The sequence below is a fragment of the Bradyrhizobium sp. 186 genome (assembly GCF_023101685.1).
Lineage (GTDB): Bacteria > Pseudomonadota > Alphaproteobacteria > Rhizobiales > Xanthobacteraceae > Bradyrhizobium.
Genome location: NZ_CP082164.1, coordinates 7747131 through 7759635 on the forward strand (window position 1 = coordinate 7747131; position 12505 = coordinate 7759635).

A 12505-nucleotide genomic window follows, 5' to 3' on the forward strand; every position below is an offset into this window, starting at 1 on the left:
GAATGGGAAATCGCGCGCTTACACCACTTTGGGCAGGCACGCGCAAGTCGAAGAGTTCCGGAAAATGAAGGCCTAGAGATGGAGCCACCTCAACAATCCGAGCCCGATCGCACCATTTATGATGAGAAAGATCGCGACGATCAGATTGAGGAGCCGCGGCATGATCAGGATGAGCACGCCCGCAATCAGCGACAGGATTGGCGAAATGTGGGCGACGGTGATGTGCATGAACTGTCTTTCCAGGCTTGGAGCGTGAGGCGAATCGCGGCCGGATCATATCGGACCCGGTTCCGCGGGTAGAGACGCGCGGGGGGCCGCCCGAGTTCCCGGCTTCGCGAAAACTGCCCGAAATTGCCGCGAATGCGGCGGGCCATTTCTCGGAACATCGGCGAGACGCAAGCATTGGCAATCGGTCGCGTCACTGGCGCTTCCGAAAATATGACATCGAAGGAGTTGTCCATGCGGAACAGGATTCTTGCCCTTGCAGCGCTCTGTGTTGCGATCGGCTCGCCCGTCGCGGCGCAGGCGCAAAGCGAGGTCACGGTGGGACGCGCTCCCGTCGTGGTCGATGGCGGCCCGACCATCGCGGTCGAGCAGCGCCCGGCATTCCGCGACTACGTCGTCGAGCAGCGCGTGCCGGCCTTCAGCGTACCCGATCGCGTGGTGGTCGGCGGCACCCTACCCGACGCCGGCATCACTTATTATGACGTGCCGCAACGTTTCGGCGCCACGACCTATCGCTACACCGTCGTGAACGGCGAGACCGTGCTGGTCGAGCCGCGCTCGCGGCGCGTCGTCGAGGTGATCGACTAACCCCGTTCAACTCGATGTCCGGCGTGCCGACTCAGGCTTGGCGCGCATCGCGTAGTGCGGACATCAGGCCCTGCCCGGTCTTCCCCCCGCCGGGCGGGGCTTTTTTGCATATCGACCTACGCGTCATTCCGGGGCGGTCCGCAGGACCGAACCGGAATCCTGAAGTTGTGGCGCGAGATTCCGGGTTCGCGCTTCGCGCACCCCGGAATGACGGGCTTTTGGGCTTGACCGCGTTCAATCCTGGATCTTCGAGAAATCCGCCACCGCCCGCGTCGCGCTGCGGATTTCGTTGAGCAGCTTCAGCCTGTTCTCGCGCACCTTCGGGTCGTCGTCGTTGACACGGACCTTGTCGAAGAACGCGTCGACCGGCGGGCGCAGCTTTGCCAGCGCGCTCATCGCACCGGCAAAATCTTCCTTCGCGACGGCGGCGCTGGCTTCCGCCTTCACCTCGCCGATTGCGTTGGCCAGCGCCTTCTCCTCATCGAGGCTGTAAAGCGCAGCATCCGGCGCGCCGTCGAACGTGCGCTTGTCCTTTTTCTCCTCGATCGAGAGAATGTTGCTAGCGCGTTTCGTCCCCGCGAGCAGGTTCCTGCCGTCCTCGCTGTCAAGGAATTTGCCCAGCGCCTCGACGCGCCGGACGATCATCAAGAGGTCGTCCTGGCCGCCGAGCGCGAACACGGCGTCGACGAGATCGTGACGCGCGCCCTGCTCGCGGAGCTGAACCTTTAGGCGATCGGCAAAAAAGATAAGGAGATCCTCAACGCGAGGCTTCAGCAGCTTGTAGGCTGACTCCGCAGCCTGGTTCGAGAATGAATCGCGGGGAATCTCGTCATATCTGGCTTCGCCAATCCAATCCGACAACTCAACGATTAGATCGAAGTCATCTTTGTAGAGCACCACCGCCATTTGAACTGCGTGCTCGCTCAACAGCTTCCAAAGCGAAATCCGCAAACCATTGTCAGCAATGACTCTGATCACACCAAGCGCGGCGCGACGCAACGCATATGGATCCTTGCTGCCAGTCGGCTTCTCGTCGATTGCCCAGAATCCAACGAGCGTGTCGATCTTGTCGGCGAGCGCGACCGCGACGCTGACCGGATCGGTCGGTACGCGATCGGCGGGGCCTTGCGGCTTGTAGTGCTCCTCGCAGGCCGCGGCGACGGAAGCGTCCTCGCCCTGGGCCAGCGCGTAGTATTTGCCCATCAGGCCCTGCAGCTCGGGAAATTCGCCGACGACTTCGGTCAGCAAATCCGCCTTTGCCAAATGCGCTGCGCGGGTCGTCTTGGCGACGTCGGCGCCGACAAGCGGTGCGATCTCGGCAGCCAGGCGCTCAATGCGCTTGATGCGCTCCGCTTGCGTGCCGAGCTTCTCGTGGAACACGATCTGCTCGAACTTCGGCAGACGGTCTTCCAGCTTCTTCTTCAGATCGGTCTCGTAGAAGAACTTCGCATCCGACAACCGCGGACGGATCACGCGCTCGTTGCCGGCAACGATAGTCTTGCCGCCGTCGGCCGCCTCGATATTGGCGGTGAGGACAAACTTGTTGGTCAGTTTGTCCGTCTTGGGATCCTTGACGACGAAACACTTCTGGTTGTTGCGGATGGTGGCGCGGATCACCTCATCGGGGATCGCGAGGTATTCCTTTTCGAACGATCCCATCATGACAACCGGCCATTCGACGAGACCCGAAACCTCGTCCAGCAGCACCTGATCCTCGACCAGTTCAAGTCGCTGTGCAAACGTCAGCTCCTTGGCGTCGGCGAGGATGATGTCCTTGCGCGCCTGCGGATCGAGGATGACCTTGGCGGCCTTCAGCTTCGCCTCGTAATCCTCGAACCGGCGCACCTGGATCGCGGCGGGCGCGAGGAAGCGATGACCATAAGTGGTCTGGCCGGTCTCGATGCCGTCCACCGAGAATTTTACGACATCAGGCTCTTCGGTCTCGATGCCGAATGTCGCGGTGATCGCGTGCAGCGGGCGCACCCAATTGAGCGAGCCGGGCTTGCCCGAGCGCGCGCCCCAACGCATCGATTTCGGCCACGGGAAGGTGCGGATGATCACCGGCAGGATTTCCGCGAGCACGTCGATCGCGGGACGGCCGGGCTTTTCGATCAGCGCGATGTAGAAGTCGCCCTTCTTGTCGCTCTGGATTTTTGCTTCGTCGAGCGAGGCAAGGCCGGTCGCCTTCAAGAAACCCTGGATCGCGGGCTCGGCGCCGCCGACGCGCGGGCCGCGGCGCTCTTCCTTCAGATCAGGCTGGCGCGCGGGAATGCCATGCACAGTCAGCGCAAGGCGGCGCGGCGTCGCGAACGCCTTTGCACCTTCGTAGACGAGACCTTCGGCGACCAGCTTGTCGGTGACCATGCGGCGCAGATCATCCGCCGCCTTCGCCTGCATGCGCGCGGGGATTTCTTCCGAAAACAGTTCCAGCAAAAGATCAGGCATCAGGCCGCTCCACCGGCTTCGGTGTGCATCCAGGCTTCTCCGCAGGCCTTTGCCAATTCGCGGACGCGGAAGATGTAGCTCTGCCGCTCCGTCACCGAGATCACGCCGCGGGCGTCGAGCAGGTTAAAAACATGGCTCGCCTTGATGCACTGGTCATAGGCCGGCAGCGCCATCAAATGCGCCTCGCGCTTGCCGTCCTTCCAGCCTGCGTCGAGATATTTCTTGCAGGCCGCTTCCGCCATCTTGAACTGCTCGAACAGCATCGCGGTGTCGGCGACTTCGAAATTGTGCCGCGAATACTCCCGCTCGGCTTGCAGGAACACGTCGCCATAGGTGACCTTGGCGTCACCGTCGCGGCCGTTGAAGTTGAGGTCGTAGACGCGGTCGACGCCCTGCACATACATCGCGAGGCGCTCGAGCCCGTAGGTGAGCTCGCCCGCGACCGGCGCGCATTCGAAGCCCGCGACCTGCTGGAAGTAGGTGAACTGGCTCACTTCCATGCCGTCGCACCAGCATTCCCACCCCAAGCCCCAGGCGCCCAGCGTCGGGCTCTCCCAGTCGTCCTCGACGAAGCGGATGTCGTGCACGGCGGAATCGATGCCGATCGCGGCGAGCGACTTCAGGTACAGCTCCTGAAGGTTCGGCGGCGACGGCTTCATGATCACCTGGAACTGGTAGTAGTGCTGCATCCGGTTCGGGTTCTCGCCGTAGCGGCCGTCCTTCGGCCGGCGCGAGGGCTGCACATAGGCCGCGTTCCAGGGCTTTGGTCCGAGCGCCCGCAGGGTGGTGGCCGGATGAAAGGTGCCTGCGCCCATCTCCATGTCGTAGGGCTGCAGGATGACGCAGCCCTGCTCGGCCCAGAACCGCTGGAGCGCGAGGATAAAACCCTGGAACGAGTGTTCCGGGCGCATATGGGCGGGCAATGAGGCGTCCATCGTCAGATCGGGCTCTCGCGGGGGTTTTGAATCGCGCGGGACCGTATCGGCGGCGGAGATGGGAATCAAGGCAAAGGGGTCTTGAAGGGGCCCCCAGCTTCCGTCATGGCCGGGGATAGCCGTCCGAAGGACGGCGTCGCTTCCGCTCGCCTACGTCCCGGCCATCCACGGTCTTGTTGCCTCTCGAAGAACGTGGACGCCCGGGCATGACGGGTGTGGCAACTACCCCGGCCGGTAAGCTCCGGTTACGGGGTCCTGCTTCAGTGTCTGGATGTCCCCCATATGGGCGGCTTCGGCGACGCGCGACAGGCGCATCTCCTCCAGCTCCTGGTTGATCCTGATAGCGGTCTTGTAGGCCCACCGGACCACGGCAAGTCCGCCCAGGACGCCCGCGAATGCGACGAACGGCGGCATCGGTCGATCCTTGTTCAATGCTCAGCCCCCACGCACATTGTTGCGCAGACCGGGCCGCGCCGCAATTGGCTCGGCTTGAATTCCCCTTGGACCAAATGGCGCGGCAGCGCGCGCCCTAGAACCCGAATTTCGCCCAAATCGCCCGGGTTTCGACCGCCGAAATCAGCTCGTCCGGCAGCCCGGCGACCGATTCCAGGGCCGAAAGCTGGCCGGCGCCGGGCGATTTCCGCCCCAGAAGGCCGGAGAGCAGACCGCTCGGCTGTGCAATCACAGGGGTGAGAACCTTCTCGCCGTAGCGGGCACGAAGAGTTGAGCGGAGATCGCCGATCCCGTCAGCGAGCCCCAGCGCGATCGAACTCTCGCCGGCCCAATATTCGCCGGTGAACAGGGTGTCGTCGTCGCCCTTCAGCCGCGCGCCGCGACTCTCCTTTACCAGCGCAATGAAGATCTGGTGGATCTCGCGCTGGATCGCCTTCAGCTTCGCCACGTCATCAGGGTTTTCGGGGAGGAACGGATCGAGCATCGCCTTGTGCGAGCCAGCCGTGTAAAGGCGCCGCTCGATGCCGAGCCGTTTGATCGCCTCCTGGAGGCCGAAGCTGCCGCCGACCACGCCGATCGAGCCGAGGATCGAGGACGGATCGCAAATAATCTCGTCGCCTGCGCAGGCGATCATGTAGCCGCCGGACGCCGCGACGTCCTCGACGAACACCAGCACCGGCAGCTTCTTCTCCGCGGCGAGCTGCTTGATGCGCAGATAGATCTGGCGCGACTGCACCGGCGAGCCACCGGGCGAGTTGATGACCAGCGCCACAGCCTTGGCATTGCGGACAGCGAAAGCGCGCTCCAGCACCCGCGCGAGGCCGGCGAGCGTCATGCCCGGGCGCAGCGGCGTCACCGCGCCGATCACGCCCGACAACCGCACCACCGGCACCACCGCCGCGCCCGGGCGCAAGCGCGCCGGCAGATATTGCATGAGTTTATCGGCCAGGCCGGAACCTTCGCGATCGTTCAATTGTTCGGCCATGCCATTACCTCTGATTTACCATTTCTTATCACGTGACTGTCATTGGAAGTGCCTGGAACGTGTTTTGCAGATTTCCCGTTGGGAGGATGCAATGCGGCAGCGGAGAACGACATGAAAATCTATCTGCTGATACTGCTGATCGGCGCGCTTTTCACGGCGATTCGCTTTACGTCCCCCGAGAGGCAGCAGTCGGAATCGCTTCCGCAGTAAGCCGTCACGACAACGGCAACGCCGCCCTCCCTTCCAGAATATCCGTCACCTTTTTGTTAGGCACGCGTGACTCTTCGTTAAGCATGAGGCCCGGCAGCAATCGTGTCGGCGCCCTGCCGCCTTTGATCGCGCGCACCAGCACGCGGATCGCGGGTCGCCCTGCCTCACCATGGACCGGCAGGACCGAGACGCTGCCGAAGCCGCGTGACAGCGCTGCCAAAACCTCTGCTATCCCATCTGCACGCCAGATCAAGGTCAGCACACCGTTCGATCGGAGGATGCGCCGCGCCGCATGCACCCATGCATCCAGCGTCTCGTCCGTTGCGACATGTGCGACGTGCCGCGCCTGATCCGGAGAACCGCGATGCCGCGCCGGATCGTTGAAGGGGGGGTTGGTCAGCACAATGTCGACACTGTCGGGCACGAGCCCACTTGCCGCAAAGGCTTGCGCATCGGCTGTGACGTCGAGCACGATCGCCTCCGCAGCGATCGCATTCGCTGTCGCATTGGCGCAAGCAAGCTCCGCCAGCTCCGGATCGATCTCGACCAGGCTGAGGTGGATGCCGGCCACGCGCCGGGCCAGCGCCAGCCCCGCCGCGCCGATGCCGGCGCCGAGATCGACCACGCGGTCACCCGCCCGGGCCTCCGTCGCCGCCGCAAGCAAAATGGCATCGTGCCCGGCGCGGTGGCCGGACCGCTTCTGCTTCAGCCGCAGCTGACCGCCGAGGAAGGCGTCCTCGGTGATATCTGCTGCGGCCTCAGTCATCGCCGCGCAATTCGTGGCTGAGCCCGGCCTCAGTCAGGAGCTGCCGGGCCTCGAGGGCGTCGTCCTCATGGACCAGGATCCGCCGCGGCAAAATGCCGAGCGAGCCCTCGATGATGCTCATGTTCTGGTCCAGCACCAGATGATGGATGTTGGCGCCATCGAGCAGCGCGCCGATCGCCGACACCAGCACAATATCGTTGGTCCGAACCAGTTCTCGCAAAACACCGGCCTCCTGCCTGACGGGGGTTAAGGCAAAGTCAATGGTTCCGCAGCCCTTGCCGCATCCCCGTCCAGTTTCTATTGTCTTTGCATCAGAATAGCCCTTCCGGGGCAAATATTGGAGACCGGCGTGGCCGTCATCGTACCTTTCGAAACTCCCGGCGCGTCGATCGAAGAGCTGGTTGCCCTTGTCGCTCCCGACATGGAGCGCGTCAACGCGACGATTTTGTCGCGGACCGGGTCCGAGGTGACCATGATCCCGGATGTGGCCAACCATTTGATCTCCTCCGGGGGAAAACGCCTGCGGCCGATGCTGACGCTCGCCATGGCGAACCTCGCCGGCTACACCGGCGACGGCCACATCAAGCTGGCCGCCTCCGTCGAATTCATGCACACCGCAACGCTCCTGCACGACGACGTCGTCGACGAGAGCGAGATGCGCCGGGGCAAGCTCTCGGCGCGCATGCTCTGGGGCAACGAGGCGAGCGTGCTGGTCGGCGACTTCCTGCTCGGCCAGGCCTTTCGCATGATGGTCGAGGTCGGCTCGCTCCGGGCGCTCGACATCCTCTCCGCGGCCGCCGCGACCATCGCCGAGGGCGAGGTGATGCAGCTTGCCGCCGCCAAGAACACCGCGACCACCGAGGACGAATATCTCGCCGTGATCCGCGGCAAGACCGCCGAGCTGTTCGCGGCCGCCTGCGAGGTCGGGCCCGTGATCGGCAACCGCCCGAAGGCGGAGCAGACCGCCTGCCGCTCGGTCGGCATGAATCTCGGCATCGCCTTCCAGCTCGTCGACGACGTGCTCGACTATGGCGGCAAGAGCGCAAAGCTCGGCAAGAACACCGGCGACGATTTCCGCGAAGGCAAAATCACACTGCCGGTGGTGCTCGCCTTCCGCCGCGGCAATGACACCGAGCGCGCCTTCTGGATCCGGGCGCTCGAACGCGGCGAGATCGGCGACGGCGATCTCGATCACGCCATCGGGCTGATGAACAAGCACCGCACCCTCGAGGACACGCTCAGCCGCGCCCAGCACTACGGCGCCATGGCGGTCGACGCGCTCGCGCTGTTCCCGTCCTCGCCGATGAAGAGCGCGCTGGAGCAGGTCGTGGCGTTCTGCCTGGCGCGGTCGCATTAGGTCTTCGCGTTACTTCGGTACACTGCCTGCACATCCGCGTCGTCCCGGCGAAGGCGGACGACGTTGTTGAGATAGCACCCCACTGCATCAACACCGTCATTGCGCAGCGAAGATTCCATGGGGAGTGGATAGCGACCAGGTCTGAGGCCAGACTGAGGTTGCTGACCCCCTCAACCTGGAGACGACGATGTTGCTCGATCATCCTTCCGACGGACCGACCGCTATCCGCACGCAGTTTGGCGCAATTTTTGTGTCTTTGGAACTGAGCCGTTCGACGTGGGTGATTACGTCACTTTCGCCTGGTACGGGCGAGAAGATGTCCAGGCACAGCGTCACGGCCGGCGATACGGCTGAGCTGATGAAGCTGTTTGCGGAACTCAGGCGCAAGGCGGAGGCCAGGACCCGCGAGAGCTATCCGATCATCACGATCCAGGAAGCTGGGCTGGACGGGTTCTGGCTGCACCGTGTTCTGCAACAGAACGGCATTGAGAGCCACGTGGTCGATCCCGCCTCGATTGCGACGTCGCGACGGCGGCGGCGGGCCAAGACTGACAGGCTCGATGGCGAGGCGCTGTTGCGGGCGCTTCTGGCCTACAAGCGCGGCGAGCCGCGGGTCTGTGCGATGGTGGTTGCGCCCTCGCCTGAAGAGGAGGACCGGCGCAGGCTGTGTCGCGAACGAGCGACGCTGATCGCCGAGCGCATCACGCATGTGAACCGGATCAAGGGTCTTCTGTTCGCGCAGGGGATATCCGACTACGTGCCGCTGCGGCGCAATCGGCGGGCGCGGCTTGAGGCCTTGCGCACGGGCGACGGGCGGGAGCTGCCTTCGCATTTGAAGGCGCAGATCGGCCGCGAGCTCGATCGGGTCGAACTGCTTCTGGAACAGATCAAGGCGGTCGAGGCCGCGCGAGATGCTCTGCTGGCCGCAGCCCGGAAGCCTGCAGACAAGAACGCTGCAGACAAGGTCGCGCCGGATCCGGTGGCGATGCTGCTGGCCTTGAAAGGGCTCGGCGCCAACTTTGCGGCCGTGCTCTGGTCGGAGGCGTTCTACCGGCAGTTCTCCAACCGCCGCCAGGTCGCCGCCTATGCGGGGCTTGCGGCGACGCCGTGGCAAAGCGGAGGCATCCGGCACGAGCAGGGCGTGTCGAAGGCCGGCAATCCCAGGCTGCGGACCACAATGATCCAGCTCGCCTGGCTGTGGATACGTCACCAGCCGCAGTCGGCCCTGACGCGCTGGTTCAAGGAGCGAAGCCCGCAAGGCCGCAAGCGCGCGATCGTGGCGCTGGCGCGCAAGCTTCTCGTGACCTTGTGGAAGTATGTCACCGCGGGCGAGACCATCGAGGGGGCCGTGATGAAGCCCGCCGCCTGATCCGGACCGCACCAAGCGGCGTGCTTCGCCGCCCGCGCGCAACGAAAGAACCATAACCCATCTGCCGAGGCCCGATCAGTCTCGGAAGATCCGGGTGGACGAACCGATGGATTGCATGGCTTCAAACGCCGCAACGAAGAATGGCCTCGTCCTCTCGAGCCTGCCCGCCGCAAGCGGAATCGTGGTGCAGTCGCCTTGTGCGACGACCGAATGTGAGTTTGATCTGGCAAGCAACCCAGATCGTCGAACCGGCTCGACCCTTGGATCGCAAATGCGAGGATGGCAGATGCCCTGACAGAACCGCCAACGCGAGGAGCTCCTATCGGCCCAACGCACCAAGCATGATGGCGTGCTCGCTCAACTCAAGGCCAAGCCGCTTCGCGGCGGCCCTAACAGGCCGGCCTTGACTTGATCTGCGCGCGCCATCCTGCAGAACCCGCGGTCGGGACGAAGAGGTGGCTGCAGTCGAACAAAAAGGTGACTGCTCATCCTTGACATACACATTCCCCATGTGAGCAATCCAGAAACTTTCCGCGGCGGCAGACTGGATTGCTTCGCTGCGCTCGCAATGACGGCGCGATGTGCACGAGCGCCTCCACTTACATTCCAACTCGGAGCCGCAGTTTCGCATGCTTGCGGCATATCTCCGCAAGCGCCCGGAGCTGTCAGTTCGAGTGACTTGCATTTTGCAAGTAACATGACTAGCTTGACCTCATGCAGCCCAAATCCGCCTCCATCATGGAATGCCCGGTCGGCCGCGCTGTGGAAACGGTCGGCGAATGGTGGAGCATCCTGATCCTGCGGGATGCGTTTCAGGGTGCGACGCACTTTGATGAGTTCGAGCAAAGCCTCGGGATCGCGCCGAACATCCTGTCGCGGCGCCTCGCCCATCTCACCGAGACCGGCATGTTCGTTCGCCGCCGCTACAGCGAGCGGCCGCCGCGCCACGAATATGTGCTGACGCCGAAAGCACGAGATTTCTTCCCCGTGATCGCGACGCTGCTCGCCTGGGGCAACAGGCATCTCGCGCCAAAGGGCGAAGCCATCGTGCTGGCGAACCGGGACGATAGTCGTCCGCTCGATCCGGTCGTGGTCGACGCCATCGACATGCATCCGATCACGCTCGCCAACGCAGTCGTCATTCCCGGTCCGCGCGCAAGCCGCGGCATGCGCCGGCGGCTCGCTTCGCTCAAGGCCATGAACCCGGCCGTTGCGCCGGCTGGAGAATGACATGCGTCGTATCGTCGTGACGGGAATGGGCGCGGTGTCGCCGCTCGGCTGCGGTGTCGAACTCGCCTGGCGCCGGCTGCTCGCCGGCCAGAGCGGGCTGCGGGCCCTGCCCGAATGGTCGCAGGCGTTGCCGGCACGCATTGCCGGTCTCGTGCCCGACAAGGCCGATGACATCGAAGGCGGCTTTGACGCGGCGCAGGCAGCCGCGCCAAAAGATCAGCGCAAGATGGACCGCTTCATCCTGTTTGCGCTGCTCGCCGCCGCCGAGGCGATCGCACAGGCCAAGTGGGCGCCGCAGGATACGGAAGCGCTGGAACGGACCGCGACGATCATCGCCTCCGGCGTCGGCGGCTTCCCGGCGATGGTGGAAGCGGTGCGCACCACCGACCAGCGCGGCGTGCGGCGGCTGTCGCCATTCACCATCCCCTCGTTCCTCGCCAATCTCGCCGCCGGTCACGTCTCGATCAAATACGGCTACAAGGGACCGCTGGGAACGCCGGTCACGGCCTGCGCCGCCGGCGTCCAGGCGATCGGCGACGCCGCGCGCATGATCCGCGCCGGCGAAATCGATGTTGCGATCTGCGGCGGCGCCGAGGCCTGCATCGATCTCGTCAGTCTCGGCGGTTTCGCGGCGGCGCGCGCGCTGTCGAGCGGGTGCAACGACGAGCCCACGCGCGCATCGCGCCCGTTCGATCGCGACCGCGACGGCTTTGTCATGGGGGAAGGCGCGGGCATTGTGGTGATCGAGGAGCTCGAACACGCGCTCGCCCGCGGCGCCTCACCGATCGCCGAAATCGTAGGATACGGCACGACGGCGGACGCCTATCACATGACGTCGGGTCCGCCGGATGGCGACGGCGCCCGCCGTGCCATGGAGATTGCGCTCCAACAGGCGCGGCTTGCGCCCGGTGACTTGCAGCACCTGAATGCTCATGCAACCTCGACGCCGGCCGGCGACGAAGGCGAGCTTGGCGCCATCGCCGCGCTGTTCGGCCGCGACCGCAGCATTGCGGTGAGCGCGACGAAATCGGCCACCGGTCATCTGCTCGGCGCCGCCGGTGGCCTGGAGGCGATCTTCACCGTCCTCGCCCTGCGCGACCAGATCGCCCCGCCGACGCTCAACCTCGAAAACCCCGATCCCGGCACTGAGGGCATCGACATCGTCTCCGGCGCGGCCCGGCCGATGCCGATGCAGCACGCCATCTCGAACGGTTTTGGCTTCGGCGGGGTGAATGCCAGCGTGATCTTCCGCCGGTTCGGCTAGGCGAGAGGACTTGCAATCACGCCAGGCAGCGCTACGAAAGCAGGATGACCGAAACCAATTTCTGGCTGTTTCTGGCGGCTGCACTCGTCATCGCAGCCATTCCCGGCCCCGGCATCTTCTACGTCGCGGCGCGGACCTTGTCGGAAGGGCGCGCAAGCGGATTTGCGTCAACTGCAGGCACGGCGCTCGGCGGGCTGGTTCATGTGGTGGCGGGCAGCCTCGGCATCTCCGCGATCATCCTCGCGAGCGCCGAGCTGTTCGCGGCCGTGAAGTTCGTCGGCGCGCTCTATCTGGTCTGGCTCGGCATCCGCACCTTTCGCAGCGCCGGCCGCACGCTGCAACTCAAGAACGAACCCGTCGGCGACAAGCGCGCGTTCCGTGATGGCGTGCTGGTCGAGGCGCTGAACCCGAAGACGGCGGCGTTCTTCCTCGCCTTCATTCCGCAGTTCCTCGATCCGGCGTCATCAAATCCCACGCTGCAATTCATCGTGCTCGGCGCGATCTCGGTGACGCTGAATACGCTCGCCGATGTCGTCGTGGTGCTGATCGCGTCCGCAACACGCACGCAACTGATCGGAAGGCCGCACCTGATGCGGCGCCTCACGCAAGGCTCCGGCCTCTTCATCGCCGGCCTCGGCCTCTCGCTCGCGCTGGCGCGCCGGCCGGCACAGGGTTAGT

General features: G+C 64.5%; 13 protein-coding genes. 6 read left to right on the top strand and 7 right to left on the bottom strand.

Annotation, left to right across the window (positions count from 1 at the left end; genetic code table 11):
• Positions 1-72: 72 nt before the first annotated feature.
• Positions 73-228, bottom strand: a complete 156-nt coding sequence (locus IVB18_RS37385; RefSeq protein WP_247391107.1) for a DUF3096 domain-containing protein — start codon at positions 226-228, stop codon at positions 73-75.
• A gap of 231 nt (positions 229-459) precedes the next feature.
• Between IVB18_RS37385 and IVB18_RS37390 the strand changes: the two genes are divergently transcribed.
• The gene (locus tag IVB18_RS37390) at positions 460-813 is read left to right on the top strand and encodes a DUF1236 domain-containing protein (protein ID WP_247985262.1); all 354 of its coding nucleotides are present in this window, start codon (positions 460-462) and stop codon (positions 811-813) included.
• A gap of 234 nt (positions 814-1047) precedes the next feature.
• On the opposite strand, the gene glyS is transcribed toward IVB18_RS37390, so the two are convergent.
• From glyS to IVB18_RS37420, 6 genes are all read right to left on the bottom strand, one after another.
• Positions 1048-3258 (bottom strand): glycine--tRNA ligase subunit beta, encoded by a 2211-nt coding sequence (gene glyS / locus IVB18_RS37395; RefSeq protein WP_247985263.1) that lies wholly within the window; start codon positions 3256-3258, stop codon positions 1048-1050.
• Positions 3258-4193: a glycine--tRNA ligase subunit alpha gene (locus IVB18_RS37400; RefSeq protein ID WP_247985264.1), complete on the bottom strand. Its 936-nt coding sequence runs from the start codon at positions 4191-4193 to the stop codon at positions 3258-3260. The genes glyS and IVB18_RS37400 overlap by 1 nt, the downstream gene beginning before the upstream one ends.
• Positions 4194-4415: 222 nt before the next feature.
• Complete coding sequence (locus IVB18_RS37405) at positions 4416-4607, bottom strand: hypothetical protein (protein WP_247991819.1); 192 nt, start codon at positions 4605-4607, stop codon at positions 4416-4418.
• A gap of 115 nt (positions 4608-4722) precedes the next feature.
• The gene (locus IVB18_RS37410) at positions 4723-5631 is read right to left on the bottom strand and encodes a S49 family peptidase (RefSeq protein ID WP_247985265.1); all 909 of its coding nucleotides are present in this window, start codon (positions 5629-5631) and stop codon (positions 4723-4725) included.
• A gap of 214 nt (positions 5632-5845) precedes the next feature.
• On the bottom strand, positions 5846-6607 hold the full coding sequence (locus tag IVB18_RS37415) for a methyltransferase (protein ID WP_247985266.1): 762 nt from the start codon (positions 6605-6607) through the stop codon (positions 5846-5848).
• A complete protein-coding gene (locus tag IVB18_RS37420; RefSeq protein WP_247985267.1) occupies positions 6600-6827 on the bottom strand; it encodes a DUF2007 domain-containing protein in 228 nt (75 codons plus the stop codon). Before IVB18_RS37420 ends, IVB18_RS37415 begins: the two co-directional genes overlap by 8 nt.
• A 129-nt stretch (positions 6828-6956) precedes the next feature.
• Between IVB18_RS37420 and IVB18_RS37425 the strand changes: the two genes are divergently transcribed.
• From IVB18_RS37425 to IVB18_RS37445, 5 genes are all read left to right on the top strand, one after another.
• A complete protein-coding gene (locus IVB18_RS37425; protein ID WP_247985268.1) occupies positions 6957-7964 on the top strand; it encodes a polyprenyl synthetase family protein in 1008 nt (335 codons plus the stop codon).
• Positions 7965-8151: 187 nt separating this feature from the next.
• Positions 8152-9333 (top strand): IS110 family transposase, encoded by a 1182-nt coding sequence (locus IVB18_RS37430; RefSeq protein WP_247983422.1) that lies wholly within the window; start codon positions 8152-8154, stop codon positions 9331-9333.
• Between the two features lie 714 nt (positions 9334-10047).
• Entirely contained in the window at positions 10048-10563 is a 516-nt protein-coding gene (locus IVB18_RS37435) for a helix-turn-helix domain-containing protein (RefSeq protein WP_247985269.1), read from the top strand.
• A 1-nt stretch (position 10564) separates the two neighbouring features.
• Positions 10565-11827 (top strand): beta-ketoacyl-ACP synthase II, encoded by a 1263-nt coding sequence (gene fabF, locus IVB18_RS37440; protein WP_247985270.1) that lies wholly within the window; start codon positions 10565-10567, stop codon positions 11825-11827.
• Between the two features lie 44 nt (positions 11828-11871).
• Positions 11872-12504, top strand: a complete 633-nt coding sequence (locus tag IVB18_RS37445; RefSeq protein ID WP_247985271.1) for a LysE family translocator — start codon at positions 11872-11874, stop codon at positions 12502-12504.
• Position 12505: the final 1 nt, after the last annotated feature.

Bases quoted from the DNA above. Each gene is read 5' to 3' on its own strand.
- IVB18_RS37385 (WP_247391107.1), bottom strand. From the start codon at position 228: ATGCACATCACCGTCGCCCACATTTCGCCAATCCTGTCGCTGATTGCG.
- IVB18_RS37390 (WP_247985262.1), top strand. From the start codon at position 460: ATGCGGAACAGGATTCTTGCCCTTGCAGCGCTCTGTGTTGCGATCGGC.
- glyS (WP_247985263.1), bottom strand. From the start codon at position 3,258: ATGCCTGATCTTTTGCTGGAACTGTTTTCGGAAGAAATCCCCGCGCGC.
- IVB18_RS37400 (WP_247985264.1), bottom strand. From the start codon at position 4,193: ATGGACGCCTCATTGCCCGCCCATATGCGCCCGGAACACTCGTTCCAG.
- IVB18_RS37405 (WP_247991819.1), bottom strand. From the start codon at position 4,607: ATGCCGCCGTTCGTCGCATTCGCGGGCGTCCTGGGCGGACTTGCCGTG.
- IVB18_RS37410 (WP_247985265.1), bottom strand. From the start codon at position 5,631: ATGGCCGAACAATTGAACGATCGCGAAGGTTCCGGCCTGGCCGATAAA.
- IVB18_RS37415 (WP_247985266.1), bottom strand. From the start codon at position 6,607: ATGACTGAGGCCGCAGCAGATATCACCGAGGACGCCTTCCTCGGCGGT.
- IVB18_RS37430 (WP_247983422.1), top strand. From the start codon at position 8,152: ATGTTGCTCGATCATCCTTCCGACGGACCGACCGCTATCCGCACGCAG.
- IVB18_RS37435 (WP_247985269.1), top strand. From the start codon at position 10,048: ATGCAGCCCAAATCCGCCTCCATCATGGAATGCCCGGTCGGCCGCGCT.
- fabF (WP_247985270.1), top strand. From the start codon at position 10,565: ATGCGTCGTATCGTCGTGACGGGAATGGGCGCGGTGTCGCCGCTCGGC.
- IVB18_RS37445 (WP_247985271.1), top strand. From the start codon at position 11,872: ATGACCGAAACCAATTTCTGGCTGTTTCTGGCGGCTGCACTCGTCATC.